We start from the raw sequence: 26,498 nt of genomic DNA on the forward strand, positions 1-26,498 counted from the left end.
TCAGTGTTCTCCGGCCGGACCACCGATGGGGGTTTCCGGACGATCGCTACCACTCTGCGGCGCCGGAGCGTCACCGGTAGGACCGCCACGGTCATGCCAATCACGCGGCTCACGCGGGACCTTGCCGGCCATGATGTCGTCGATCTGATCGGAGTCGATGGTCTCGTACTTCATCAGGGCATCGGCCATGAGTTCGAGCTTGTCGCGGTTCTCGTCCAGCAGACGCTTGGCCGTGCCATAGCAGTCGTCGATGATCCGGCGAATTTCCAGGTCGATCTGCTTGGCGGTCTCGCCCGACATGTTGCCGGCGCCGCCACCACCCGAACGACCCAGATAGCCTTCGTTCTCTTCCTCGCCATACAGCAGCGGGCCGAGTTTCTCGGACAGGCCCCACTTGGTGACCATGTTCCGCGCCAGGGAGGTCGCGCGCATGATGTCGTTGGAGGCACCGGTGGTCACCCCCTCGAAGCCCAGGGTCATTTCCTCGGCGATACGGCCGCCGAACAGCGAGCAGATCTGGCTTTCCAGCGCACGCTTGGACAGGCTGTAGCGGTCCTCCTCGGGGAGGAACATGGTTACGCCCAGTGCGCGACCACGAGGAATGATGGAGACCTTGTAGACCGGATCGTGTTCGGGCACCAGGCGACCGACGATGGCGTGACCCGCTTCGTGGTAGGCGGTGTTGCGCTTCTCCTTCTCGGACATGACCATGGTCTTGCGCTCAGCGCCCATCATGATCTTGTCCTTGGCCAGCTCGAACTCGCGCATATCGACGATGCGCTTGTTGGCACGGGCGGCGAACAGCGAAGCCTCGTTGACCAGGTTGGCCAGATCGGCACCGGAGAAACCCGGGGTACCGCGGGCGATGACGCCGGCGTCCACGCGCTCGCCGACCGGCACCTTGCGCATGTGCACCTTGAGGATCTGTTCGCGACCGCGGATGTCCGGGAGACCGACCACCACCTGGCGATCGAAGCGGCCGGGACGCAGCAGGGCCGGGTCGAGCACATCAGGACGGTTGGTGGCAGCGATGACGATGATGCCATCGTTCATCTCGAAGCCATCCATCTCGACCAGCAGCTGGTTCAGGGTCTGCTCGCGCTCGTCGTGACCACCGCCCATGCCGTTGCCACGGTGGCGACCGACCGCATCGATCTCGTCGATGAAGATGATGCAGGGCGCGTGCTTCTTGGCCTGGTCGAACATGTCACGGACACGGCTGGCGCCGACACCGACGAACATTTCGACGAAGTCCGAACCGGAAATGGTGAAGAACGGCACCTTGGCCTCACCGGCCACGGCCTTGGCCAGCAGCGTCTTGCCGGTACCCGGCGAGCCGACCATCAGCACGCCACGGGGAATACGACCACCCAGGCGTTGGAACTTGCCTGGATCACGGAGGAATTCGACCAGCTCGGTGACTTCTTCCTTGGCTTCGTCGCAACCGGCGACATCGGCGAAGGTGGTCTTGACCTGGTCTTCCGACAGCAGTCGCGCCTTGCTCTTGCCAAAGCTCATGGGACCGCCGCGACCGCCGGCGCCTCCCTGCATCTGGCGCATGAAAAACATGAAGACGGCGATGATCACCAGGATCGGGAAGCTGGCCACCAGCAACTGAGTCCAGATGCTCTGCTGCTCGGGCTGCTTGCCGGTGATGGTGACGCTGTTGTTGACCAGGTCGCCGATCAGGCCATTGTCCTGGATCGCCGGACGGATGGTCTTGAAGGGATCGCCATCACGATGCTTGCCGGTGATGACATAGCCATCCACGGTCACGCTCTCGATCTGCCCGTCCTTCACCTGCTGGATGAAGTCGGAGTAGTTGAGCGTCTGGGGTTCGTTGGGGCTGGAGAAGTTGTTCATCACGGTGACGAGCACCGCGGCGATGATCAGCCACAGGATCAGATTCTTTGCCATGTCGTTCAATTGACTACCCTCTGCGCCGGTTTCGTGGGTAAACCGTTCGAAGCGAAACCGGCAGTGACCGGTAAGTTACTACACAAAGCCTGGCCCACGGCAGACATCGTCTGTAACGCTATATGAGTCTTCTGCCTTTGACTCTAGGGCAAGGCAGACGTTGCGGCCATCAATTCTCTCAATTGCCCCTAAAACCGCGACCCAATAGATATTGCTGGCGCGATCTGGTCCCGCGACGCGGACGGCGGCGCCAGAGCCCTGTTCGAAGGACTCATGCCATCTTCGTCCCGCAGGCCCCTGGATCGATCCGTCGCACTCAGCTCGCTCATATGGGGGCCCCATGAAAAATAACAAGGCCCTTCGATGCTCGCGACGAGGTCTTCCTGGCGCACCGACTTGACCGGAGGCCCGTCGCGGTGTTCCTTGAGCCGACCAGGCAGGCGTTGCCGGGCGCGCGGGCAAGCCTGGCGCGCTGGTAAGTTTTCGCGTATCGCTGGGCGGCACGTGGCAGCTGGGATAAACTGTCCGGCTTTTATCCGGGGTGAATTATGGCGCTCAACAACGAGCTTAAAAAGCGGTTCAAGGCGATCGGTCATCAACTCAAGCCGGTGGTCACCATCAGCGAGAACGGCCTGAGCGAAGGCGTGCTGGGCGAGCTCGACCGTGCGCTCAACGATCACGAGCTGATCAAGATCAAGCTGGCCGTCACGGAGCGGGAAGACCGCCGGGCCCTGATCGACGAACTGTGCGCGTCGAGCAAGGCGGAGCTGGTGCAGGTCATCGGCAAGATGGCGCTGATCTACCGCAAGGCGCGCGAGCAGAATCGCAATCTCTCCAACGTGGTGCGCTATACCGTCTGACTGTCCGGCGCACGCCCGGGAACGGGCTGCAGCACCAGGATCAGACCGCAGAGCAGCAGGACCAGGTAGCCGGCCAGGGCGGTCGGCCCAGTCCAGAAGCGCGCCAGTTCGTTCTGCAGCACGACGGCCAGCGCACTGGCCAGCAGCAGCTGGCCGCGCAGATCGCGCCACAGGGCGCCCACGCCGGCCCACCACACCAGCACCACGATCTGGGCAAAGACCCCACCGCCTGCGGCGCTGAGCATCATGCGCAGCAACTCTTCACGCCCGGACTGGATCAGCAGCGGTGCCCAGCCCGCCTGGGCGAGCGCCACGGGGATGCACAGGTGCAGGGCGACCAGCGGGCCGACCCAGAACACCTGGGCCAGCTGCCAGGCTGCAGCGAGCAGCCTGGCGAGCCAGCCTCCGGCGCGACGATCAGACGTGACGGACGGCGACAATTTCGTATTCGACATCGCCACCCGGGGTCTTCACCAGCACCACGTCCCCTTCTTCCTTGCCGATCAGGGCGCGGGCGATGGGCGAACCCACCGACAGCTTGCCCTGCTTGATGTCCGCTTCGTCGTCACCGACGATCTGGTAGGTCACGGTCTCGTCGGTCTCGGTGTTGGCGATCTCCACGGTGGTACCGAAGATCACCTTGCCGGTGTGCGGCAGGGCGGTCACATCGATCACCTGAGCATTCTGCAGGCGCCCTTCGATATCGCGGATCCGCGCCTCGACCATGCCCTGCTGTTCGCGGGCGGCGTGGTACTCGGCGTTCTCCTTGAGGTCACCCAGCTCACGCGCTTCGGCGATGGCCTGGGTGATCTGCGGGCGCAGCTCGGTCTTGAGGTGCTTGAGCTCGTCTTCCAGGGCACGGGCGCCCTGGACGGTCATGGGGTACTTGGTCATGCCTTAACTCCTGCATGCAGATCTTGCAGCCGGCGCACGGTCTTCTCGGCGCCGAATTTCAAAGCTTCGCAAATGGCCTGGCCGCCGGCAATGGTGGTGGTGCAGCACAGCTTGTGCTGCAGCGCGTTGCGGCGGATCGAGTAGGAATCGGCGATGGACTGCCGGCCTTCGGTGGTGTTGATGATCAGGGTGACCTCGTCGTTCTTGATCATGTCGACCACATGGGGACGGCCTTCGGTCACCTTGTTCACGCGACGCACCGGCAGACCGGCCGCCTCGATCACCCGCGCGGTACCGGCGGTGGCGACGACCTCGAAGCCGAGGCCGACCAGATCGCGAGCGACCTGCACGGCTTCGGGCTTGTCGTCGTCACGCACGCTGATGAAGGCGCAGCCGGAGTTCGGCAGGATCTCGTTGGCACCCAGCTGGGCCTTGGCGAAGGCTTCGCCGAAGCTGTCGCCAACGCCCATTACCTCGCCGGTGGACTTCATCTCCGGGCCGAGAATGGGGTCGACGCCGGGGAACTTGTTGAAGGGGAAGACCGCTTCCTTGACGCTGAAGAACGGCGGAATGATCTCCTGGGTGAAGCCGACTTCGGCCAGGGTCTTGCCGGCCATGACCCGGGCGGCCACCTTGGCCAGGGACTCGCCGATGCACTTGGAGACGAAGGGCACGGTACGGGAGGCGCGCGGGTTGACCTCGATGACGTAGATGTCTTCGCCCTGCACGGCCATCTGCACGTTCATCAGACCGATCACGCCGAGCTCCAGGGCCATCTTCTTGACCTGCTCGCGGATCTCGTCCTGGATGTGCTTGGGCAGCGAATAGGGCGGCAGCGAGCAGGCGGAGTCACCGGAGTGCACGCCGGCCTGTTCGATGTGCTGCATGATGGCGCCGATCACCACGGTCTGGCCGTCGCACACCGCATCCACGTCCACCTCGATGGCGCAGTTGAGGAAGTGGTCGAGCAGCACGGGGCTGTCGTTGGACACCTTCACCGCTTCGCGCATGTAGCGCTTGAGTTCTTCTTCCTGGTAGACGATCTCCATCGCCCGGCCGCCCAGCACGTAGGAGGGACGGACCACCATCGGATAGCCGATGTTCTTGGACAGGGCCAGGGCCTCGTCTTCGCTGCGCGCGGTGGCGTTGGCCGGCTGACGCAGGTTCAGGCGCTGCACCATCTGCTGGAAGCGTTCGCGGTCTTCGGCGCGGTCGATGGCGTCGGGGCTGGTGCCGATGATGGGCACACCGGCCTCTTCCAGGGCACGGCAGAGCTTGAGCGGGGTCTGGCCGCCGTACTGGACGATGACGCCCTTGGGCTGCTCGACGCGGACGATCTCCAGCACGTCTTCCAGGGTCACCGGCTCGAAGAACAGGCGGTCGGAGGTGTCGTAGTCGGTGGAGACGGTTTCCGGGTTGCAGTTGACCATGATGGTCTCGTAGCCATCTTCACGCATGGCCAGGGCCGCGTGCACGCAGCAGTAGTCGAACTCGATGCCCTGGCCGATGCGGTTGGGACCGCCGCCGAGGATCATGATCTTGTCGCGACCGCTGGGCTTGGCCTCGCACTCTTCCTCGTAGGTGGAGTAGAGGTAGGCGGTATCGGTGGCGAATTCGGCGGCGCAGGTGTCCACCCGCTTGTACACCGGCAGCACCTTGAGCTTGTGGCGATGGGCCCGCAGGTTCTTCTCGGTGACGCCGAGCAGCTTGGCCAGGCGCGCATCGGAGAAGCCCTTGCGCTTGAGCTTGCGCATCAGGTCGTAGTCGAGGTCGGCCAGACCCAGGGTCTTGATGCGCTCCTCGTCCTTGATCAGGTCTTCGATCTGCACCAGGAACCAGGGATCGATGCGGGTCAGCTCGAAGACCTTGTCCAGGCTGTAGCCCTGGCGGAAGGCGTCGCCGATGTACCAGATGCGATCGGCGCCCGGCACGGTCAGCTCGCGCTTGAGGGTGCCGTCGGCTTCGGGATCGGCCGGATCCAGCTTGGGATCGAAGCCGACCACGCCGACTTCCAGGCCACGCAGGGCTTTCTGCAGGGATTCCTGGAAGGTACGGCCGATGGACATGACCTCGCCCACGGATTTCATCTGGGTGGTCAGACGGGCATCGGCCTTGGGGAATTTCTCGAAGGCGAAGCGCGGGATCTTGGTGACCACGTAGTCGATGGCCGGCTCGAAGGACGCCGGGGTACGACCGCCGGTGATGTCGTTCTGCAGCTCGTCCAGGGTATAGCCGACCGCCAGCTTGGCGGCGATCTTGGCGATGGGGAAGCCGGTGGCCTTGGAGGCCAGTGCCGAGGAACGCGATACCCGCGGGTTCATCTCGATCACTACCATGCGCCCGGTGTTGGGGCAGATGCCGAACTGGACGTTGGAGCCGCCGGTCTCGACCCCGATCTCGCGCAGCACCGCCAGGGAGGCGTTGCGCATGATCTGGTATTCCTTGTCGGTCAGCGTCTGGGCCGGAGCCACGGTGATGGAGTCACCGGTGTGCACGCCCATGGGATCGAAGTTCTCGATGGAGCAGACGATGATGCAGTTGTCCTTCTTGTCGCGGACCACCTCCATCTCGTATTCCTTCCAGCCGATCAGGGATTCGTCGATCAGCAGTTCGTTGGTCGGCGACAGATCCAGACCACGGGTGCAGATTTCCTCGAATTCCTCGCGGTTGTAGGCGATGCCGCCACCGGTGCCGCCCATGGTGAAGCTCGGCCGGATGATGCAGGGGAAGCCGACCTTCTCCAGCACGCCGTAGGCTTCTTCCATGCTGTGGGCGATACCCGAGACCGGGCAGGCGAGGCCAATGTCCTTCATGGCCTTGTCGAAGCGCGAACGATCCTCGGCCTTGTCGATGGTGTCGGCGTTGGCGCCGATCATCTCGACACCGAATTTCGCCAGCACGCCATGCCGCTCCAGATCCAGGGCGCAGTTAAGCGCGGTCTGGCCGCCCATGGTCGGCAGCAGGGCGTCGGGGCGCTCCTTCTCGATGATCTTGGCCACGGTGGCCCACTTGATCGGCTCGATGTAGGTGGCGTCGGCCATCGACGGGTCGGTCATGATGGTGGCCGGATTGGAGTTCACCAGGATGACGCGGAAGCCTTCCTCGCGCAGGGCCTTGCAGGCCTGGGCGCCGGAATAGTCGAACTCGCAGGCCTGGCCGATGACGATGGGGCCGGCCCCGAGGATCAGGATGCTCTTGATGTCTGTACGCTTAGGCATGGGCTTCTCGAATGCAGGTAATCAGGTCAGGGTTGCGGTGGCCAGCTTCACACCGAACCCCACGAACAGGGCGCCGACGCCACCGGTGGCGCCCGCGCTGAGGCGACGCCGCTGACGGAACCAAGCCGCCAGGTGAACGCCGCAGAAAATCAGGAACGACAGGTAGCAGAAGCTGATCGCTTCCAGTACCGCGCCCAGCACCAGGAAGGACAGCGCCGGATGGGCATAACCGGGGTCCACGAACTGGATGAAGAAGGAAACGAAGAACAGGATCGCCTTCGGGTTCGACAGGCTCAGCAGCAGCGCCTTGCGGAACGGCTGGTGGACGTCTTCGCGCAGGGTCGCCTCGGCCTGGCCCTGGGCCGGGCTGCGCCAGGACTTGAGTCCGCCGCGCAACATGCCCCAGCCGAGGTAGAACAGGTACGCCGCGCCCAGATACTTGAGGATCTGGAAGAACAGCGGTTCGGCCTTGAGCAGCGAGGCGACGCCCAGCGCCGAGAGCAGCATCAGCACGGCGTCACCGAGGAACACGGCCGAGGCCGCCTGGTAACCGCTGCGAATGCCGCGCTGGGCACTGGTGGCCAGCACGAAGAAGGAATTGGGGCCGGGCAACAGGATGACGAACAGGGTCCCGACCACATAGGTCCAGAAGTCGATGACACCCAGATTCGCCAGCATGAGCGCTACCCTCCTCCCGTCTTAGCGGCGTGCCGCCATGGCCTGGATGAACTTGTCGAACAGCGGCGCCACGTCGTGCGGGCCAGGGCTCGCCTCGGGGTGACCCTGGAAGCTGAAGGCGACCTTGTCGGTACGCTCGATGCCCTGCAGGGTGCCATCGAACAGCGACTTGTGGGTGGCCCGCACATTGGCCGGCAGGCTGGCCTCGTCCACGGCGAAACCGTGGTTCTGGCTGGTGATCATCACTACGCCGCTGTCGAGATCCTGCACCGGATGGTTGGCGCCGTGGTGACCGTTGGGCATCTTCACCGTCTTGGCGCCGGAAGCCAGGGCCAGCAACTGGTGGCCCAGGCAGATGCCGAACACCGGAATCTCGGTTTCGAGGACGTCCTGGATCGCCTTGATGGCGTAGTCGCAAGGTTCGGGATCGCCCGGGCCATTGGCTAGGAAGATGCCATCGGGTTGCAGCGCCAGGGCTTCGCTGGCCGGGGTCTGGGCCGGCAGCACGGTAATGCGGCAGCCGCGGGCCACCAGCATGCGCAGGATGTTCAGCTTGACGCCATAGTCGAAGGCCACCACGTGATAGGGCAGCTGCTCGGCCGGGATCTCGGCGTGGCTGTCGGTTTCCAGCGACCAGACGCCGGAGCGCCACTCGTAGCGCTCCTTGACGCTGACTTCCTTGGCCAGGTCCATGCCCTTGAGGCCGGGGAAGGCGCGGGCCAGTTCCAGGGCGCGCTCCTCGGTGGCGTCTTCGCCGGTAAGGATGCAGCCATCCTGAGCGCCCTTCTCGCGGAGGATGCGGGTCAGTCGACGCGTGTCGATACCGGCGATGGCGATGGTGCCGTTCTCCTTGAGATAGTCCGGCAGCGACTGCTTGTTGCGCCAGTTGCTGGCCAGCAGCGGCAGGTCGCGGATGATCAGCCCGGCGGCCCACACCTGGGCGGCCTCGCCATCCTGCGGCGTGGTGCCGGTGTTGCCGATGTGCGGATAGGTCAGGGTGACGATCTGCTTCGCATAGGAAGGATCGGTCAGGATTTCCTGGTAGCCGGTCATGGCGGTGTTGAACACCACTTCGCCGACCGTGTGGCCGTCGGCACCGATGGATTCACCGCGAAAGATGCTGCCATCGGCAAGTGCGAGTATGGCTGGCTTAGTCAAGAAGACCTCCGAAAATCAAGCCTTGGCGGGCAAACGCAGGGTGCAAAAAAACGGGATGACATCTCGAAGAGTCATCCCGTTTTAATGTTGTGATTTCATTCTGCGCTAGCTTTTAGTGGATACACTAAAGCTGCATTGTACACGAATTGATCACGGCTGGCACCCCCGCAAGGGGATCAGCGCAACTCCAGCACGTCCTGCATGTCATATAGCGCCGGCTGTTTGTCCTTGAGCCAGAGGGCCGCGCGCACCGCGCCCTTGGCGAAGGTCATGCGGCTGGAGGCCTTGTGGGTGATCTCGACCCGCTCGCCTTCGCTGGCGAACAGCACCGTGTGATCGCCCACCACGTCGCCAGCGCGTACGGTGGCGAAGCCGATGGTCTGGCGGTCGCGGGCACCGGTCTGGCCCTCGCGGCCATAGACGGCCACTTCTTCAAGGTCACGACCCAGCGCCTGGGCAACGACCTCGCCCATGCGCAGGGCGGTCCCCGAAGGCGCATCGACCTTGTGCCTGTGGTGCGCCTCGATGATCTCGATGTCGACCTCGTCACCCAGCACGCGGGCGGCGGTGTCGAGCAGCTTGAGGCAGAGATTGACGCCGACGCTGAAGTTGGCGGCGAAGACGATGGGAATTTCCTTGCTCGCTTCCAGCAGGGTCAGCTTCTGCTCGGCGGTGAAGCCGGTGGTGCCGATCACCATGGCCTTCCTGGCCTTGCGGCAGAGCGCCAGATTCTGCAGGGTCACGTTGGGATGGGTGAAGTCGATGAGCACATCGAAATCATCCAGCACCCGCGCCAGATCGCCCGACAGCATCACTCCGTTACGGCCGATACCGGCGAGTTCGCCGGCGTCGGCACCTACCAGACTGCTTTCCGGGCGATCCACCGCGGCGGTGAGACCGGCAGCGCCCTGGGTCTGCTGGACCGCTTCGATCAGGGTCTTGCCCATGCGCCCCGCGGCGCCCATTACAGCTATACGTCGCATCATCAGCTCCAGGCTGCTGGCCGGGCGCCGCCTCGCGACGGCGCCCCTGCCGGTTTAGAGGTCGTCGAAGAAGCGCTTCATGCCGTCGAACCAGCCACTGGCCCGGGGCGAATGGGAGCTGTCGCTCTGCAGGGTGTTACGGAACTCCTCGAGCAGCTCGCGCTGGCGCCGGCTCAGGTTGACCGGAGTCTCCACCACCACCTTGCACATCAGGTCGCCGGCGCCGCCACCGCGCACAGGCGTCACGCCCTTGCCGCGCAGGCGGAACATCTTGCCGGTCTGGGTGCCCTCGGGAATCTTCAGCTTGACGCGGCCATCCAGGGTCGGCACTTCCAGTTCGCCACCCAGGGCGGCGTCGGTGAAGTTGATCGGCACCTCGCAATAGAGGTGCTTGCCGTCGCGCTGGAAGATCGAGTGCTCGCGCACATTGACCACGACATAGAGGTCGCCGCTGGGGCCACCCAAGGTTCCAGCCTCGCCTTCGCCGGTCAGGCGGATGCGGTCGCCGGTGTCGACGCCCGCGGGCACCTTGACCGACAGGGTCTTCTGCTCTTCCACGCGCCCCTGACCATGACAGGCGTTGCAGGGCTCGGGAATGATCTTGCCGCTGCCGTGGCAGCGCGGGCAGGTCTGCTGGACCGAGAAGAAGCCCTGCTGCATGCGCACTTGGCCGATGCCACCGCAGGTGGGGCAGGTGGACGCCGAGGTACCCGGCTTGGCGCCATTGCCATCGCAGACCTTGCACTCGACCAGGGTGGGCACGCGAATGGTGACCGTGGTCCCACGCACCGCCTCTTCCAGATCCAGGTCCAGGGTGTAGCGCAGGTCGGCACCGCGCTGCGGGCCGCCGCGTCCACCGGCGCCACCGCGCCCACCGAAGAAGTCGCTGAAGACGTCGCCGAAGATGTCGGAGAAGCTCGCGCCACCCGCCGCGCCACCGAAACCGCCGCCGCCCATGCTCGGATCGACGCCAGCATGGCCGTACTGGTCGTAGGCCGAGCGCTTGCCCGCATCGGACAGCACTTCGTAGGCCTCGGCGGCCTCCTTGAACTGCTCTTCGGCAGCCGCGTCCCCCGGATTGCGATCCGGGTGGTATTTCATCGCCAGGCGTCGGTAGGCCTTCTTGAGCTCGGCTTCGCTGGCGCCGCGCTCGACCCCGAGCACCTCATAGTAATCACGTTTGGCCATAGACTTTCTGCACCTTAAATTTTCTCACCCTCCAGACACGCCAACGCGGGAGCAGGCTCCCGCGTGGCGGATCCGACGGGCCGAAGCCCGCCAGGTGCGGTAAGCACGGGGCTTACTTGTTGTCCTTCACTTCCTCGAACTCGGCATCGACCACGTCGTCGCCGGGCTTCTTGGCATCACCGTCCGCCTTGGCCGATGCGCCTTCGGCACCGGCGCCAGCGCCCTGCTCGGAATAGAGCTTCTGGGCCAGCGGCGCGGAGGCCTGGGACAGGGCATTCATCTTGGCTTCGATGGCGTCCTTGTCGTCACCGCGTACGGCGGTTTCCAGTTCGCCAATGGCCTTCTCGATGGTGCTCTTCTCTTCCGCGGTAGCCTTGTCGCCCGCCTCGGTCAGCATCTTGCGGGTACCGTGCACCAGGGCATCACCCTGGTTGCGGGCCGCGGCCAGCTCTTCGAACTTGCGATCCTCGTCGGCATTGGCCTCGGCGTCACGCACCATCTGCTGAATCTCTTCCTCGGACAGACCGGAGGACGCCTTGATAACGATGGACTGCTGCTTGCCGGTAGCCTTGTCCTTGGCGGACACGTTGAGGATACCGTTGGCGTCGATGTCGAAGGTCACCTCGATCTGCGGTACGCCACGCGGCGCCGGCGGGATCTCGGCCAGGTCGAACTTGCCCAGCGACTTGTTCTGCGCGGCCTGCTTGCGCTCGCCCTGCAGCACGTGGATGGTCACGGCGCCCTGGTTGTCGTCGGCGGTGGAGAACACCTGCGACTTCTTGGTCGGGATGGTGGTGTTCTTCTCGATCAGCGCGGTCATCACGCCACCCATGGTCTCGATGCCCAGGGTCAGCGGGGTGACGTCCAGCAGCAGCACGTCCTTGACGTCACCTGCCAGCACGGCGCCCTGGATGGCGGCACCGATGGCGACGGCTTCGTCCGGGTTGACGTCCTTGCGCGCTTCCTTGCCGAAGAAGTCGGCCACGCGCTTCTGCACCAGCGGCATGCGGGTCTGACCGCCCACCAGGATGACCTCGTGGATGTCGGAGACGTCCAGACCGGAGTCCTTCAACGCCGTGCGGCAGGGCTCGATGGTGCGCTCGACCAGCTCTTCCACCAGGGACTCCAGCTTGGCGCGGGAGACCTTGACGTTCAGGTGCTTGGGACCGCTGGCATCGGCGGTGATGTAGGGCAGGTTGACGTCGGTCTGGGTAGCCGAGGACAGCTCGATCTTGGCTTTTTCCGCAGCTTCCTTCAGGCGCTGCATGGCCAGCGGGTCACCCTTGAGGTTCATGCCGCTTTCTTTCTTGAATTCCTCGACGAGGTAGTCGATCAGGCGGATGTCGAAGTCTTCGCCGCCCAGGAAGGTGTCGCCATTGGTGGCCAGCACCTCGAACTGATGCTCACCGTCGACCTCGGCGATCTCGATGACCGAGACGTCGAAGGTACCGCCGCCCAGGTCATAGACGATCACGGTATGGTCGCCCTTGGCCTTGTCCAGGCCATAGGCCAGGGCAGCCGCGGTGGGCTCGTTGATGATGCGCTTGACGTCCAGACCGGCGATGCGACCGGCATCCTTGGTGGCCTGGCGCTGGCTGTCGTTGAAGTAGGCCGGGACGGTGATGACCGCTTCGGTCACGGCTTCGCCCAGGTAGTCCTCGGCGGTCTTCTTCATCTTCTTCAGGACTTCGGCAGACACCTGCGGCGGCGCCATCTTCTGGCCCTTGGCCTCGACCCAGGCGTCACCGTTGTCCGCCTTGACGATCTTGTAGGGGACCATCTGGATGTCTTTCTGCACGACGTTTTCTTCATAACGCCGGCCGATCAGACGCTTGACCGCGTACAGGGTGTTCTGCGGATTGGTCACCGCCTGGCGCTTGGCTGGCTGGCCAACCAGGGTCTCGCCGTCGTTGGTGTAGGCGATGATGGACGGCGTGGTACGGGTGCCTTCGGCGTTTTCCAGTACCTTGACGTTGCCGTTTTCGAGGATCGCGACGCAGGAGTTGGTGGTCCCCAGGTCGATACCGATGATCTTGCCCATGTAGTCTTCTCCAGAAATCTCAGATTCCGCGCGGCCCGCTCAGGGGGCCTTTGATGTTCGCTTGCCTACCAGATGGGGCCGAGCGAAAGAATTTCAAGCCTTTTCGTCGATGCTCGGCTGCTGCGCTGCAGGTGCCTTGCTGACGACCACCATCGCCGGCCGCAGCAGGCGACCATTGAGCAGATAGCCCTTTTGAAACACCTTGAGGACGCTGCCCGGCTCGGCGGTGGCGCTCTCCTCCATGGCCATGGCCTGGTGGTGTTCCGGATTGAAGGGCGCGCCGTGGGGATCGACGGCCTCGACCTGATAGCGCTTGAGGGTGTCCTGCAGCATCTTCAGGGTCAGCTCCATGCCTTCACGCATGGGCTTGAGGGTCTCGTCGGTGGCGTTGGACAGCTCCAGGCCACGCTCCAGGCTGTCGAGCACCGGCAGCAGGTCGCCAGCGAATTTTTCCAGGGCGAACTTATGCGCCTTCTCCACATCCTGCTCGGCGCGACGACGCACGTTCTGCAGTTCGGCGACGCTGCGCAGCGACTGGTCCTGGGCCGCGGCGAGCTGCTCTTCGAGCGTGGCGACGCGGGCGGCGAGATCCTCGTGCTGGACGTCGCCCTGGGCGGCTTCGTGCTCGGGGGTCTGGGAGTTCTGTTCGTCGGCCATGGAGTCCTCCTGTGATATTGCCGGTGGGCGCGCCCTCTAATGGACATCGCCTTGATCGATGGCGCCTATATGGGGCCGCCGGCCGGCGCTTCAAGAGCTGTATGGATTGCCAGTGCCCGAGAGGCACTGTATAAACAACCAGAAAACCGCCTTCGGAGATCGTCGCATGCTGGTGCATCTGTCCGTCCGCAATTACGCCATCGTCGAACACCTCGACCTCGACCTCGAGCGCGGCATGACCGTGATCACCGGTGAAACCGGCGCCGGCAAGTCCATCATGCTGGACGCCCTCGGCCTCACCCTGGGCGATCGCGCCGACAGTGATGCGGTCAGACCCGGCGCCGACAAGGCCGATGTCCTGGCCAGCTTCGACACCACCGATATCCCCGAAGCGCGCCAGTGGCTCGCCGAGCGCGACCTGGAGCAGGACGGCCCCTGCCTGCTGCGCCGCGTCATTACCCGCGAAGGGCGCTCGCGCGGCTATATCAATGGCTCGCCCTGCCCGCTGGCCGATCTCAAGACCCTCGGCGGACTGCTGATCGATATCCACAGCCAGCACGAGCACCAGTCACTGCTCGGCCTCGACACCCATCGCCGCCTGCTGGACGAATACGCCGGCGCGGGCGAGCTGGTCCGCCAGGTGCAGCTCGCGGCCCAGCGCTGGCGCCAGGTGCGCCAGACCCTGGAACGCCTGACCCGCAACGGCGACGAGCAACGCGCCCGCCATCAGCTGCTCAGCTACCAGCTCGAAGAACTCGACAACCTCGCCCTGGCCGAGGGCGAGTTGCAGGCCCTGGAACAGGAGCAGAGCGATCTGGCGAGTGCCGAGCACATCCTGCTGGCCTGCCGCCAGGCCCTGGACCTCTGTACCGAAAACGAGCAGGGCAATGCCCTGTCGGCGCTCAATGCCAGCGTGGCGCGCCTGACCGCCTTCGACCGCCCGCCGGCGCAGATCCAGGAGGCCAGCAACCTGCTCGCCTCCGCCCAGATCCAGATCGAGGAGGCGATGAACGAACTCAATCGCTTCGTCGATCATTTCGAAGCCGACCCGGAGCGCCAGCAGGCGGTGCAGGAGCGCCTGGACAGTGTCTACAGCCTTGCCCGCAAGCACCGGGTCCAGCCCGAGGCCCTGCTGGAGCTGCACGAACAGCTGCGCAACGAATTGCAATCCCTGGACGCCGACGACGTCGCCCTGGAGCGCCTGCAGGAAGAACTGACGGCCTTCGAGCGCCACTACCAGGAGAAGGCCGGCGAACTGAGTCGTCTGCGCGAGCAACGGGCGCCGGAGCTCGCGGCCGCGGTCGAGACCGAGATGCAGCGCTTGGGTATGCCGGGTGGCCGCTTCAGCATCACCCTCACGCCAGGCAGTACCGGCGAACCCCAGCCGCTGGGCAACGAGGGCGTCGAATTCCGCGTCAGCGCCAACCCGGGCCAGCCCCTGCGCCCGCTGGCCAAGGTCGCCTCCGGTGGTGAACTGTCGCGTATCAGCCTGGCCATCCAGGTCATCACCGCCCAGACCTCGCGCACACCCACCCTGGTGTTCGACGAGGTGGACGTGGGTATCGGTGGCCCCACCGCCGAGGTGGTCGGCCAGCTGCTGCGGCAACTGGGCGAGCGGGGCCAGGTGCTGACGGTGACCCACCTGCCCCAGGTGGCGGCCCAGGGTCATCAGCACCTGTTCGTGCACAAGGAGCGCGGCACCGACGAGACGCGTACCGCGGTGGCCAAGCTCGACCGCGCACGGCGCGTGGAAGAGGTGGCGCGCATGCTGGGTGGTGTCGACCTGACCCGTGAATCCCTGGCCCACGCTCGCAAGCTGGTGGTGAGCCGCTAGACGCAGGCAGCCACCGGACATGAAAAAGGCGACTCGAAGGTCGCCTTTTTCATGTCCGGGTCTTCACTTGCGCTGGCGGATGTACAGCACCAGGTTGTGATCGACCAGTTCGAAACCATGCTCTTCGACGATCTCGCGCTGACGCTTTTCGATCGAGGCATCGGTGAACTCGATGACTTCGCCGGTATCCACATCCACCATGTGATCATGGTGGCCGGTGTCGGCCAACTCGAACACGGCATGGCCGCCGTCGAAATTGTGGCGCACCACCAGACCGGCCGCTTCGAACTGGGTGAGGACCCGATAGACCGTTGCCAGCCCCACGTCCTCGCCCGCTTCCATGAGCGCCTTGTAAACGTCTTCGGCGCTCATGTGGCGCTGCTCGGTGGTGTCCAGCATCTGCAATATCTTGACGCGCGGCAGGGTCACTTTCAGACCCGCTTTGCGGAGTTCGTTGTTCTCTACCATGCTCTTTCTCGGTGCCGAGTGCTTTCGCAGCCCTCGGGAATACGGGTATGATCGGTGCTTCGTTGCCCAGCAAGATAGTGGAAGTCTCCCACCGATGCAAAACCTCAAGCAAACGCTGACCGGGCTCTCTCTGATGGGCCTAGCCATGCTCGCCGGCTGCTCTCTGCCGGGGGTTTACAAGATCGACATCCAACAGGGCAACGTCGTCACCCAGGACATGATAGACCAGTTGCGCCCCGGAATGACCCGACAACAAGTCCGGTTTATCATGGGTTCGCCGCTGATCCAAGACACCTTCCATCCCAATCGCTGGGACTATCTGTACAGCCTGCAAGCCGCCGGCGGTCAGCGGAAGCAGGAGCGTGTCAGCCTGGTGTTCAACGGCGACAATCAACTGAGCGGCCTGGCCGGCGACTTCATGCCCGGCACCAGCCGCGAACAGCAGATCATGGGTACCGACAGCGGCACCACCGTGGATCCCACCGCCCCGGCGCAACCCTCGGCACCCGCTGCCGTACCGGAAACGCCAGCCGTACCCGGCTCGACCGAAGACAACATCCAGAAAGAGATCGACAGCGCCCGTCCGGCCGCCGTGCCGACTCCCGATCGCATCCGCACCGACGGTCAGTGATCCCTGGCTAGAGGCCAGTCCTGGACTTGGCCTTTTCCGCGCGCCGCTTGCGACTTTCCTTGGGGTCCGCAAGCAGCGGGCGATAGATCTCCACCCGGTCACCCGCCATCAGCCTGCGCTCGTTCGGCTTGGCTACCAGCTTGCCAAAGATGCCGACCCGAAAGGCTTCGCGCTGTTCGGGTGGCAACTGCTCGAGCAGCCCCGACGCCCGCACCGCCTGCTCGACCGTGGCGCCCTCTTCGAGCTGCAGATTCAACAGCCATTGCCGCTCCGGCAACGCCAGCGCCACCTCGATGGCGAGACACTCAGCCATAGAGGGCTCGAGCACGCTGGCAGAAGGCATCCACCATGGTATTGGCTGCCTGATTGAACAACGGGCCCAGGGTCGCGCGGACGATGGCGCTGTCGTATTCGAAGGACAGATCCAGGGAAATCTTGCAGGCCTTGTCGCCCAGCGCCTTGAACGTCCAGACGCCGTGCAGCTGCTTGAAAGGACCCTTTTCCAGATCCATGGTGATGGACTCGTCCGGCACCAGGGTATTGCGGGTCGTGAACTGCTGGCTGAGACCACCCTTGGCCACGGTGAGACCGGCGCGCATCAGGCCTTCGTCCTGCTCCAGGATCTGGGCGGACGAGCACCACGGCAGGAACTCCGGATAACGGTCCACGTCATTAACCAGCGCATAGAGTGCTGAAGCAGGATAGGGCAGCAACGCCGAACGTTGGATGTGCGTGCTCATCGGAACCTCGTAGAATAGCGAAATCGGTGTCGGACCTTGAATTTGAGGGCGGCGCACGCATTTTACTCCCGCACCAGCCTGCCGCAGTCCAGAACCGCGGTATTGTCCGTGTTTGCTCATACCCGCTCAAGCGCGTGGCGACATTTCCCCTGACTCGCTGTACCCTGGAATCATGGCCAAGCAAAAGAAAGTCTCCCCCGGCAGCATCGCGCAGAACAAAAAGGCGCTTCACGAATACTTCGTCGACACCCGCTTCGAGGCGGGTGTTTCCCTGGCAGGCTGGGAGGTCAAGAGCCTGAGAGCCGGCAAGGCGCAGCTGACTGACAGCTATGTGCTGCTCAAGGACGGCGAAGCCTGGCTGCTGGGCAGCCATATCACCCCGCTGCAGACCGCCAGCACCCATGTCATCGCCGACCCGACCCGCACCCGCAAGTTGCTGCTCAACAAGCGCGAGCTGGGCAAGCTGTTTGGCGCCGTGCAGCAGAAGGGCTACGCCTGCGTCGCCCTGTCGCTCTACTGGAAGAAGCACCTGGTCAAGTGCGAGATCGCGCTGGCCAAGGGCAAGAAGGAATTCGACAAGCGCGCGACCGAGCGCGAGCGCGATTCCGACCGCGAGATCCAGCGCGCCATCCGCAAGGACGCCAAATAGCCAAGCGGCCGAAAAACGTTTCGTCAGCAATGACTTGCGTCGGACGGCCGGAATTCCTATAGTGAACGACCAGCAAGTTTTGGGGGCGATTAGGATTCGACGCCGGTAACGAAACTTGAGGGGCATGCCGAGCTGGTAGCAGAACTCGTAAATTCGCTGCTGCAAACTTATAGTTGCCAACGACGACAACTACGCTCTAGCTGCTTAATGCGGCTAGCAGTCGCTAGGGGATGCCTGTAAACCCGAAACGACTGTCAGATAGAACAGGATCGCCGCCAAGTTCGCTGTAGACGTAACGGCTAAAACTTATACAGCTCGCCCAAAGCACCCTGCCCGTCGGGCCGCAATGGGTTAACTCAGTAGACAGGGCTAAGCATGTAGAACCGATAGCGGAGAGCTGGCGGACGGGGGTTCAAATCCCCCCGCCTCCACCAAAAAGAAAGGGCAGCCACTGGCTGCCCTTTTTCTTTGCCCGTCGTTTAGAACGGGATGTCGTCGTCGAAGCTGTCGTAGTCCTGCTGAGCCGGCTGCTGCTGCGGACGGGACTGCGGCTGCTGCTGGGGACGGCTGTTGCCGCTGCCGCCATTGCCACCGTTGTCATACTGCGGGGCCGACTGCTGCGGACGGGGGGCACGCTGCTGCTGGGGCGCAGGCGCGCTCTGGTTGTATTCGTCGCTGCCACCGGCATTGCCACCACGGCCACCCAGCAACTGCATGTTGCCGTTGATGTCGACCACGATTTCGGTGGTGTAGCGATCCTGACCGTCCTGGCCCTGCCATTTGCGGGTACGCAGAGTGCCCTCGACATAGACCTGGGAGCCCTTGCGGATGTACTCGCCGGCGATCTCGGCGAGACGACCGAAGAACACCACGCGGTGCCATTCGGTGCGGTCCTGCTGCTGACCGGTCTGCTTGTCCTTCCAGCTTTCGCTGGTGGCCAGGGTGACGTTGGTCACCGCATTGCCGTTGGGCATGTAACGGGTTTCGGGATCGGCGCCGGCATTGCCGACGAGGATGACTTTATTGACGCCACGGGCCATATGAATCTCCTGATGAGGCTGTCGATCAAGCGGCGACCGGTGTTTGACTAACCAGTCGCTCCAATTGCGCCCGATCGACGATTTTAGTATCGATCTTGATGTAGACGGCCTGCTCTTCCGCCACCACTACCGCATCGGTCACTCCGGCCAGGGCCAACAGGCGTCCGACCAATCCCTGGTCGTTGACTAGCGCGGGCGTAACCGGCAAACGCAGACTGGTGACATAGGGCGGTTCCCGCATCGTACCAGCTACCACCGCCCATCCCAGGCAAAGCGCCGCACAACCCAGGAAGACGGTGGACAGGCCACCATGCTGGAACAACCAGCCCCCGAGGATACCGCCCAACGCGGAACCAAGGAACTGACTGGTGGAATAGATCCCCATGGCGGTGCCCTTGCCACCGGCCGGGGCCACCTTGCTCACCAGCGACGGCAGCGAGGCCTCCAGCAGGTTGAAGGCGGTAAAGAACACCACGATGCCGATGACCAGGGCCACCAGGCTGTTGCTGAAAAAGAAGAAGTACAGCTCGCACAGCACCAGCACACTGATGGCGCCCACCAGCACGCGCTTCATGCGCCGCTTCTTTTCACCATAGATGATGAAGGGGACCATGGCGAAGAAGCCGACCACCAGCGCGGTGAGATAGACCCACCAGTGCTCTTCCTTGGGCAGCCCGGCATGTTCGGCCAGGGCCAGTGGCAGGACGACGAAACTGGCCATTAGCACGGCGTGCAGCGCCAGGATGCCGAAGTCCAGCCGCAGCAGGTCGCGATTGCGCAGGGTCGCGCCCAGCGCCTGGCGCGCCAGGTTCGACTCCCGATGGGCGAAGGGCGAAGCCTGGTGCGGCACCAGAAACAGCACGATCAGCAAACCGACCAGTGCCAGTCCGCAGGTGGCCCAGAACAGCCCGGCGAGACCATAGGCACGGGTCAGCAAGGGGCCGGCCACCATCGCCACGGCAAAGGACACGCCGATGCTCATGCCGATCGTGGCCATGGCCTTGGTGCGATGCTGCTCGCGGGTCTGATCCGACAACAGCGCCATGATGGCCGCCGAAATGGCGCCGCCACCCTGGACGACACGCCCGGCGATGACGCCCCAGATCGAGTGGGCATTGGCGGCAATGGCGGCACCAAGGGCGAAGACCAGCAGTCCACCAATGATGATGGGGCGTCGACCGATGCGATCGGACAGCGTCCCCAGGGGAATTTGCAGGACCGCCTGGGTCAAACCATAGGCACCTATGGCGAGGCCGATCAGCGCCGGGGTGGCATCCGCCAACTCCTGACCATAGGTCGCCAGGACCGGGAGCACCATGAACATACCGAGCATACGAAAGGCGAAGACCAGGGCCAGCCCGAAGGCGGCACGGCGTTCGACGCCGTTCATGGCTTCACTGCGCTTGTCGAGCATTGATAATCCTCTCGTCGGCGACAGGCTTTTACGTCGCCACACAGCTTTAAAACAGTCGTGACAATGACCATTTAGGGAGGAAGCGGTGAAGATAGCCGAGCGCTCGTCCGAACGTTCCCGACCGCCAGGATCACGAACGCCCGATCACCGCTGTCGGGCCGTTAATTTTACCAGCCTTACCCCCTCTCTCACAGGCGCGGCAGATAGCCGCAGCCCGGGACGAGACCTCTTTTCTAGTGAAGCGCCGCCAAAACGAGGCAGAAGTCTACGTGGATAAAATCCTCATCCGTGGGGCCCGCACCCATAATCTGAAGAACATCGACCTAACCCTTCCCCGGGACAAGCTCATCGTCATCACCGGACTGTCCGGCTCCGGCAAGTCTTCGCTGGCGTTCGACACCCTCTATGCCGAAGGCCAGCGCCGCTACGTGGAATCCTTGTCGGCCTACGCCCGCCAGTTCCTGTCGATGATGGAAAAGCCCGATGTGGACACCATCGAAGGGCTGTCGCCAGCGATTTCCATCGAGCAGAAGTCCACCTCGCACAATCCGCGCTCCACCGTGGGCACCATCACCGAGATCTACGACTATCTACGCCTGCTCTATGCCCGCGTCGGTACGCCGCGCTGCCCGGAGCACGATGTGCCCCTGGAAGCCCAGACCGTCAGCCAGATGGTCGACCAGGTGCTGGCCATGCCGGAAGGCCAGCGGTTGATGCTGCTCGCCCCCATCGTGCGCGAGCGCAAGGGTGAGCACCTGTCGGTGTTCGAGGAGTTGCGTGCCCAGGGTTTCGTCCGCGTCCGCGTCAACGGGCGACTGCACGAGATGGACGAGCTGCCCAAGCTCGACAAGCAGAAGAAGCACACCATCGAAGTGGTGGTGGATAGATTCAAGGTGCGCGAAGACCTCCAGCAGCGCCTGGCGGAATCCTTCGAGACGGCGCTGAAGCTGGCCGACGACATCGCCATCATCGCCCCCATGGAAGGCGAGCAGGGTGAGGAGATCGTCTTCTCCGCGCGCTTCGCCTGCCCGATCTGCGGCTTCTCCATCGGCGAGCTGGAACCCAAACTGTTTTCCTTCAACAATCCCGCCGGCGCGTGCCCTACCTGCGACGGCCTGGGCGTGAAGCAGTTCTTCGACGCCCGCCGGGTGGTCAACGAGGAGCTCAGCCTCAGCGAAGGCGCCATCCGCGGCTGGGACAGACGCAACGTCTATTACTTCCAGATGCTCGGCTCGCTGGCGAGTCACTATGGCTTCAGCCTCGACGCCCCCTTCAAGAGCCTCGACGACAAGCATCGCAAGGCGGTGCTCAACGGCTCCGGGCGCGAAAGCGTCAACTTCCGCTATCTCAATGACCGCGGCGACATCGTCAAGCGCGCCCACCCCTTCGAAGGCATCCTGCCGAATCTGGAGCGGCGGTATCGCGAGACCGAATCCCAGAGCGTGCGCGAAGAGCTGGCCAAGTACCTGAGCACCCAGCACTGCCCGGACTGCAATGGCACCCGCCTGCGGCGCGAAGCACGCCACGTCTGGGTCGGCGACAAGACCCTGCCGGCGGTCACCCGTCTGCCCGTGGGCGATGCCACCCAGTACTTCCAGGACCTCACCCTCAAGGGTCAGCGGCAGCAGATCGCCGACAAGATCCTCAAGGAGATCCGCGAGCGCCTGCAGTTCCTGGTCAACGTCGGCCTGGACTACCTGACCCTGGATCGCAGCGCTGACACCCTCTCCGGTGGCGAGGCGCAGCGTATCCGCCTGGCCAGCCAGATCGGCGCGGGCCTGGTGGGCGTCATGTACATCCTCGACGAACCCTCCATCGGCCTGCACCAGCGCGACAACGAGCGGCTGCTGGGCACCCTGACTCACCTGCGCGACCTGGGTAACACCGTCATCGTCGTCGAGCACGACGAGGATGCCATCCGCCTGGCGGACTATGTCATCGACATCGGCCCGGGTGCGGGGGTGCACGGTGGCCAGATCATCGCGGAAGGCACGCCCGACCAAGTCATGCGGCATCCCGACTCGGTGACCGGGCAGTACCTGTCGGGCCGCAAGAAGATCGTGGTGCCCGCCAAGCGCACGCCACGGGACAAGAAGAAGCTGCTGAAGCTGAAGGGTGCCCGCGGCAACAACCTGCAGAACGTCAATCTGGAGATCCCGGTTGGCCTGCTGACCTGCGTGACCGGGGTATCCGGCTCCGGCAAGTCGACCCTGATCAACAACACCCTTTTCCCGCTGACCGCCACGGCGCTCAATGGCGCGACGACCCTGGAGGTCGCTGCCCACGACAGCTTCGACGGCATGCAGCACCTGGACAAGGTGGTGGATATCGACCAGAGCCCCATCGGCCGGACTCCACGCTCCAACCCGGCGACCTATACCGGGCTTTTCACCCCCATCCGCGAGCTGTTTTCCGGCGTTCCGGAATCCCGTTCTCGCGGCTACACCCCGGGGCGCTTCTCCTTCAACGTCAAGGGTGGCCGCTGCGAGGCCTGTCAGGGCGATGGGGTCATAAAGGTGGAAATGCACTTCCTGCCGGACGTCTACGTCGCCTGCGACGTCTGCAAGGGCAAGAGGTACAACCGCGAGACCCTGGAGGTGAAGTACAAGGGCAAAACCATCACCGAGGTCTTGGACATGACCATCGAGGAAGCCCATGCCTTCTTCGAATCCATCCCTGCACTGGCGCGCAAGCTGCAGACGCTGATTGATGTCGGCCTGTCCTATATCCGTCTCGGCCAGAGCGCCACGACGCTGTCAGGGGGTGAGGCTCAGCGTGTGAAGCTGGCCCGGGAGCTGTCCAAGCGCGATACCGGCAAGACGCTCTATATCCTCGACGAGCCCACTACGGGCCTGCACTTCGCCGATATCCAGCAATTGCTCGATGTGCTGCATCGACTGCGCGATCACGGTAATACCGTAGTGGTGATCGAGCATAACCTCGATGTCATCAAGACCGCCGACTGGCTGGTGGACCTCGGTCCGGAAGGCGGCTCCAAGGGTGGTCAGATCATCGCGACGGGCACACCCGAGGAGGTCGCGGCAAACAAGAAGTCCTACACCGGCTACTTCCTCAAGCCCTTGCTGGAACGTGACCGGGAGTAATCTCGAGCACCGACTTGAAGGCAAAAAGCCCGGCATATGCCGGGCTTTTTTATGGGTGAGTCGCTGCTCTATCGCGGCCATGGGCCGCTCCTACGGCATGCCTCCTTGTAGGAGCGGCGGCATCGGCGGACCGCCATGGCCACAATAGCCGGGCGCAGCCGGGCTGTTGTGGGTCTTTTGCTCTTTGCAAAATGCCAGCAGCGCCCGTCTAGCAGGCCCTACTCCAAACTCTTTACCACTCCGCTCCTGGTCCCCTCTCCCCCCGGGAGAGGGCTAGGGTGAGGGCCACCTCAGCTACGCAGCCCCAGGCCTTCGCTGGCCAATTCTCTGCCCCCCAGCGCCTAGGCGCCCCGAGGCCAAGCCAAACTTTTCCCGCCCCAAAGACAACACCCCCGCCAGAGTGAACTGAGCGGGGGTGCTGGGTGTTAGGCGCTTGACGATGACCTACTCTCACATGGGGAAGCCCCACACTACCATCGGCGATGCATCGTTTCACTTCTGAGTTCGGGAAGGGATCAGGTGGTTCCAATGCTCTATGTTCGTCAAGCAATTCGGTTGGCTGGCCAGGCGATGGAGCTGCCTGGCTGGCCCAATTGGGTCTGTGATCGAAGTAGACGTGTCGTCTTTGGGGTCTTGCGAACCCACGCGCCCGTTTTCGGCGTCGTCTTCCTCACGCTCTGACACGCGGTCAGATTGTTTGGGTGTTATATGGTCAAGCCTCACGGGCAATTAGTATCGGTTAGCTCAACGCCTCACAGCGCTTACACACCCGACCTATCAACGTCGTAGTCTTCGACGGCCCTTCAGGAAGCTCAAGGCTCCAGTGAGATCTCATCTTGAGGCAAGTTTCCCGCTTAGATGCTTTCAGCGGTTATCTCTTCCGAACATAGCTACCCGGCAATGCCACTGGCGTGACAACCGGAACACCAGAGGTTCGTCCACTCCGGTCCTCTCGTACTAGGAGCAGCCCCTCTCAAATCTCAAACGTCCACGGCAGATAGGGACCGAACTGTCTCACGACGTTCTAAACCCAGCTCGCGTACCACTTTAAATGGCGAACAGCCATACCCTTGGGACCGGCTTCAGCCCCAGGATGTGATGAGCCGACATCGAGGTGCCAAACACCGCCGTCGATATGAACTCTTGGGCGGTATCAGCCTGTTATCCCCGGAGTACCTTTTATCCGTTGAGCGATGGCCCTTCCATACAGAACCACCGGATCACTAAGACCTACTTTCGTACCTGCTCGACGTGTCTGTCTCGCAGTCAAGCGCGCTTTTGCCTTTATACTCTGCGACCGATTTCCGACCGGTCTGAGCGCACCTTCGTACTCCTCCGTTACTCTTTAGGAGGAGACCGCCCCAGTCAAACTGCCCACCATACACTGTCCTCGATCCGGATAACGGACCAGAGTTAGAACCTCAAGGTTGCCAGGGTGGTATTTCAAGGATGGCTCCACGCAGACTGGCGTCCACGCTTCAAAGCCTCCCACCTATCCTACACAAGCAAGCTCAAAGTCCAGTGCAAAGCTACAGTAAAGGTTCACGGGGTCTTTCCGTCTAGCCGCGGATACACTGCATCTTCACAGCGATTTCAATTTCACTGAGTCTCGGGTGGAGACAGCGCCGCCATCGTTACGCCATTCGTGCAGGTCGGAACTTACCCGACAAGGAATTTCGCTACCTTAGGACCGTTATAGTTACGGCCGCCGTTTACCGGGGCTTCGATCAAGAGCTTCGCTTGCGCTAACCCCATCAATTAACCTTCCGGCACCGGGCAGGCGTCACACCCTATACGTCCACTTTCGTGTTTGCAGAGTGCTGTGTTTTTAATAAACAGTCGCAGCGGCCTGGTATCTTCGACCGGCATGAGCTTACGGGGTAAACCCTTCACCCTCACCGGCGCACCTTCTCCCGAAGTTACGGTGCCATTTTGCCTAGTTCCTTCACCCGAGTTCTCTCAAGCGCCTTGGTATTCTCTACCCGACCACCTGTGTCGGTTTGGGGTACGGTTCCTAGTTACCTGAAGCTTAGAGGCTTTTCTTGGAAGCATGGCATCAACCACTTCTCCTTCTAAAAGAAGGATCGTCATCAGCTCTCGGCCTAGACCGTCCGGATTTACCTAAACGATCAGCCTACCACCTTAAACTTGGACAACCAACGCCAAGCTGGCCTAGCCTTCTCCGTCCCCCCATCGCAGTAACTAGAAGTACGGGAATATTAACCCGTTTCCCATCGACTACGCCTTTCAGCCTCGCCTTAGGGACCGACTCACCCTGCGTCGATTAACGTTGCGCAGGAACCCTTGGTCTTTCGGCGTGCGAGTTTTTCACTCGCATTGTCGTTACTCATGTCAGCATTCGCACTTCTGATACCTCCAGCAAGCTTCTCAACTCACCTTCACAGGCTTACAGAACGCTCCTCTACCGCATCACCAAAGGTGATACCCGTAGCTTCGGTGCCTGGTTTGAGCCCCGTTACATCTTCCGCGCAGGCCGACTCGACTAGTGAGCTATTACGCTTTCTTTAAAGGGTGGCTGCTTCTAAGCCAACCTCCTAGCTGTCTAAGCCTTCCCACATCGTTTACCACTTAACCAGGACTTTGGGACCTTAGCTGACGGTCTGGGTTGTTTCCCTTTTCACGACGGACGTTAGCACCCGCCGTGTGTCTCCCATGCTCGGCACTTCTGGGTATTCGGAGTTTGCATCGGTTTGGTAAGTCGGGATGACCCCCTAGCCGAAACAGTGCTCTACCCCCCAGAGTGATACATGAGGCGCTACCTAAATAGCTTTCGAGGAGAACCAGCTATCTCCGAGCTTGATTAGCCTTTCACTCCGATCCACAAGTCATCCCCTGCCTTTTCAACGGAAGTGGGTTCGGTCCTCCAGTCAGTGTTACCTAACCTTCAACCTGCTCATGGATAGATCGCCCGGTTTCGGGTCTATTCCCAGCGACTAGACGCCCTATTAAGACTCGCTTTCGCTACGCCTCCCCTATTCGGTTAAGCTCGCCACTGAAAATAAG

At 62.9% G+C, this 26,498-nt stretch carries 20 protein-coding genes, 2 rRNA genes and 1 other RNA gene (1 of these 23 only partly in view); 6 read left to right on the forward strand and 17 right to left on the reverse strand.

Annotated features, from left to right (window positions below):
• Complete coding sequence (gene ftsH, locus ACZ5R1_RS20640; protein WP_027599119.1) at positions 1–1,917, reverse strand: ATP-dependent zinc metalloprotease FtsH; 1,917 nt, start codon at positions 1,915–1,917, stop codon at positions 1–3.
• Between the two features lie 548 nt (positions 1,918–2,465).
• On the opposite strand from ftsH, the gene yhbY reads away from it, so the two are divergent.
• Entirely contained in the window at positions 2,466–2,777 is a 312-nt protein-coding gene (gene yhbY, locus ACZ5R1_RS20645; protein ID WP_017640628.1) for a ribosome assembly RNA-binding protein YhbY, read from the forward strand.
• Here the strand turns inward: yhbY and ACZ5R1_RS20650 are convergent.
• The 9 genes from ACZ5R1_RS20650 to grpE all read right to left on the reverse strand — a co-directional run bounded on the left by ACZ5R1_RS20650 (position 2,765) and on the right by grpE (position 13,594).
• Positions 2,765–3,217 (reverse strand): hypothetical protein, encoded by a 453-nt coding sequence (locus tag ACZ5R1_RS20650; protein WP_464712654.1) that lies wholly within the window; start codon positions 3,215–3,217, stop codon positions 2,765–2,767. The two genes, yhbY and ACZ5R1_RS20650, sit on opposite strands and share 13 nt — an antisense overlap.
• Entirely contained in the window at positions 3,195–3,671 is a 477-nt protein-coding gene (gene greA, locus ACZ5R1_RS20655; RefSeq protein ID WP_007162658.1) for a transcription elongation factor GreA, read from the reverse strand. Before greA ends, ACZ5R1_RS20650 begins: the two co-directional genes overlap by 23 nt.
• Entirely contained in the window at positions 3,668–6,889 is a 3,222-nt protein-coding gene (carB, locus tag ACZ5R1_RS20660) for a carbamoyl-phosphate synthase large subunit (RefSeq protein WP_027599121.1), read from the reverse strand. Before carB ends, greA begins: the two co-directional genes overlap by 4 nt.
• A 21-nt stretch (positions 6,890–6,910) precedes the next feature.
• Positions 6,911–7,567 carry a leucine efflux protein LeuE gene (leuE, locus tag ACZ5R1_RS20665; protein WP_108582853.1) on the reverse strand — a complete coding sequence of 219 codons (657 nt, stop codon included), beginning with the start codon at positions 7,565–7,567 and terminating at the stop codon, positions 6,911–6,913.
• A gap of 21 nt (positions 7,568–7,588) precedes the next feature.
• Positions 7,589–8,725 (reverse strand): glutamine-hydrolyzing carbamoyl-phosphate synthase small subunit, encoded by a 1,137-nt coding sequence (gene carA, locus ACZ5R1_RS20670; RefSeq protein ID WP_027599122.1) that lies wholly within the window; start codon positions 8,723–8,725, stop codon positions 7,589–7,591.
• Between the two features lie 176 nt (positions 8,726–8,901).
• Positions 8,902–9,708 (reverse strand): 4-hydroxy-tetrahydrodipicolinate reductase, encoded by an 807-nt coding sequence (dapB, locus tag ACZ5R1_RS20675; protein ID WP_007162662.1) that lies wholly within the window; start codon positions 9,706–9,708, stop codon positions 8,902–8,904.
• Positions 9,709–9,762: 54 nt separating this feature from the next.
• Positions 9,763–10,896, reverse strand: coding sequence for a molecular chaperone DnaJ (dnaJ, locus tag ACZ5R1_RS20680; protein ID WP_007162663.1), 1,134 nt, complete (start codon positions 10,894–10,896; stop codon positions 9,763–9,765).
• Positions 10,897–11,008: 112 nt separating this feature from the next.
• The gene (gene dnaK, locus ACZ5R1_RS20685; protein ID WP_007162664.1) at positions 11,009–12,937 is read right to left on the reverse strand and encodes a molecular chaperone DnaK; all 1,929 of its coding nucleotides are present in this window, start codon (positions 12,935–12,937) and stop codon (positions 11,009–11,011) included.
• Positions 12,938–13,030: 93 nt separating this feature from the next.
• Positions 13,031–13,594, reverse strand: coding sequence for a nucleotide exchange factor GrpE (gene grpE / locus ACZ5R1_RS20690; RefSeq protein WP_007162665.1), 564 nt, complete (start codon positions 13,592–13,594; stop codon positions 13,031–13,033).
• Positions 13,595–13,760: 166 nt separating this feature from the next.
• On the opposite strand from grpE, the gene recN reads away from it, so the two are divergent.
• Positions 13,761–15,428 carry a DNA repair protein RecN gene (gene recN / locus ACZ5R1_RS20695; protein WP_464712655.1) on the forward strand — a complete coding sequence of 556 codons (1,668 nt, stop codon included), beginning with the start codon at positions 13,761–13,763 and terminating at the stop codon, positions 15,426–15,428.
• Positions 15,429–15,491: 63 nt separating this feature from the next.
• Here recN and fur read toward each other — a convergent pair whose 3' ends face one another.
• Positions 15,492–15,896, reverse strand: coding sequence for a ferric iron uptake transcriptional regulator (gene fur / locus ACZ5R1_RS20700; RefSeq protein WP_007162667.1), 405 nt, complete (start codon positions 15,894–15,896; stop codon positions 15,492–15,494).
• A 94-nt stretch (positions 15,897–15,990) separates the two neighbouring features.
• On the opposite strand from fur, the gene ACZ5R1_RS20705 reads away from it, so the two are divergent.
• Positions 15,991–16,527: an outer membrane protein assembly factor BamE gene (locus tag ACZ5R1_RS20705; RefSeq protein ID WP_027599123.1), complete on the forward strand. Its 537-nt coding sequence runs from the start codon at positions 15,991–15,993 to the stop codon at positions 16,525–16,527.
• A gap of 7 nt (positions 16,528–16,534) precedes the next feature.
• Here the strand turns inward: ACZ5R1_RS20705 and ACZ5R1_RS20710 are convergent, their stop codons facing one another.
• Together ACZ5R1_RS20710 and ACZ5R1_RS20715 are read right to left on the reverse strand one after the other, a co-directional pair.
• Entirely contained in the window at positions 16,535–16,840 is a 306-nt protein-coding gene (locus tag ACZ5R1_RS20710) for an RnfH family protein (protein ID WP_197852414.1), read from the reverse strand.
• Positions 16,833–17,267: a type II toxin-antitoxin system RatA family toxin gene (locus ACZ5R1_RS20715; protein ID WP_027599125.1), complete on the reverse strand. Its 435-nt coding sequence runs from the start codon at positions 17,265–17,267 to the stop codon at positions 16,833–16,835. The genes ACZ5R1_RS20710 and ACZ5R1_RS20715 overlap by 8 nt, the downstream gene beginning before the upstream one ends.
• 172 nt (positions 17,268–17,439) lie before the next feature.
• Here ACZ5R1_RS20715 and smpB point away from each other — a divergent pair, with 172 nt between their 5' ends.
• Complete coding sequence (smpB, locus tag ACZ5R1_RS20720) at positions 17,440–17,916, forward strand: SsrA-binding protein SmpB (protein ID WP_007162671.1); 477 nt, start codon at positions 17,440–17,442, stop codon at positions 17,914–17,916.
• An 81-nt stretch (positions 17,917–17,997) separates the two neighbouring features.
• Positions 17,998–18,350: a transfer-messenger RNA gene (gene ssrA, locus ACZ5R1_RS20725) on the forward strand.
• 45 nt (positions 18,351–18,395) lie between these two features.
• Here the strand turns inward: ssrA and ssb are convergent.
• Positions 18,396–18,956, reverse strand: a complete 561-nt coding sequence (gene ssb, locus ACZ5R1_RS20730; RefSeq protein WP_027601359.1) for a single-stranded DNA-binding protein — start codon at positions 18,954–18,956, stop codon at positions 18,396–18,398.
• A gap of 25 nt (positions 18,957–18,981) precedes the next feature.
• Positions 18,982–20,370, reverse strand: coding sequence for an MFS transporter (locus ACZ5R1_RS20735; protein WP_042138404.1), 1,389 nt, complete (start codon positions 20,368–20,370; stop codon positions 18,982–18,984).
• Positions 20,371–20,639: 269 nt separating this feature from the next.
• Between ACZ5R1_RS20735 and uvrA the strand changes: the two genes are divergently transcribed.
• Complete coding sequence (uvrA, locus tag ACZ5R1_RS20740) at positions 20,640–23,474, forward strand: excinuclease ABC subunit UvrA (RefSeq protein ID WP_464712656.1); 2,835 nt, start codon at positions 20,640–20,642, stop codon at positions 23,472–23,474.
• Positions 23,475–23,905: 431 nt separating this feature from the next.
• On the opposite strand, the gene rrf is transcribed toward uvrA, so the two are convergent.
• Positions 23,906–24,021 (reverse strand): 5S ribosomal RNA (gene rrf, locus ACZ5R1_RS20745).
• A 161-nt stretch (positions 24,022–24,182) separates the two neighbouring features.
• A 23S ribosomal RNA gene (locus ACZ5R1_RS20750) occupies positions 24,183–26,498 on the reverse strand; it runs 577 nt beyond the window's last position.

Source organism: Pseudomonas sp. Pso3 (assembly GCF_055393275.1).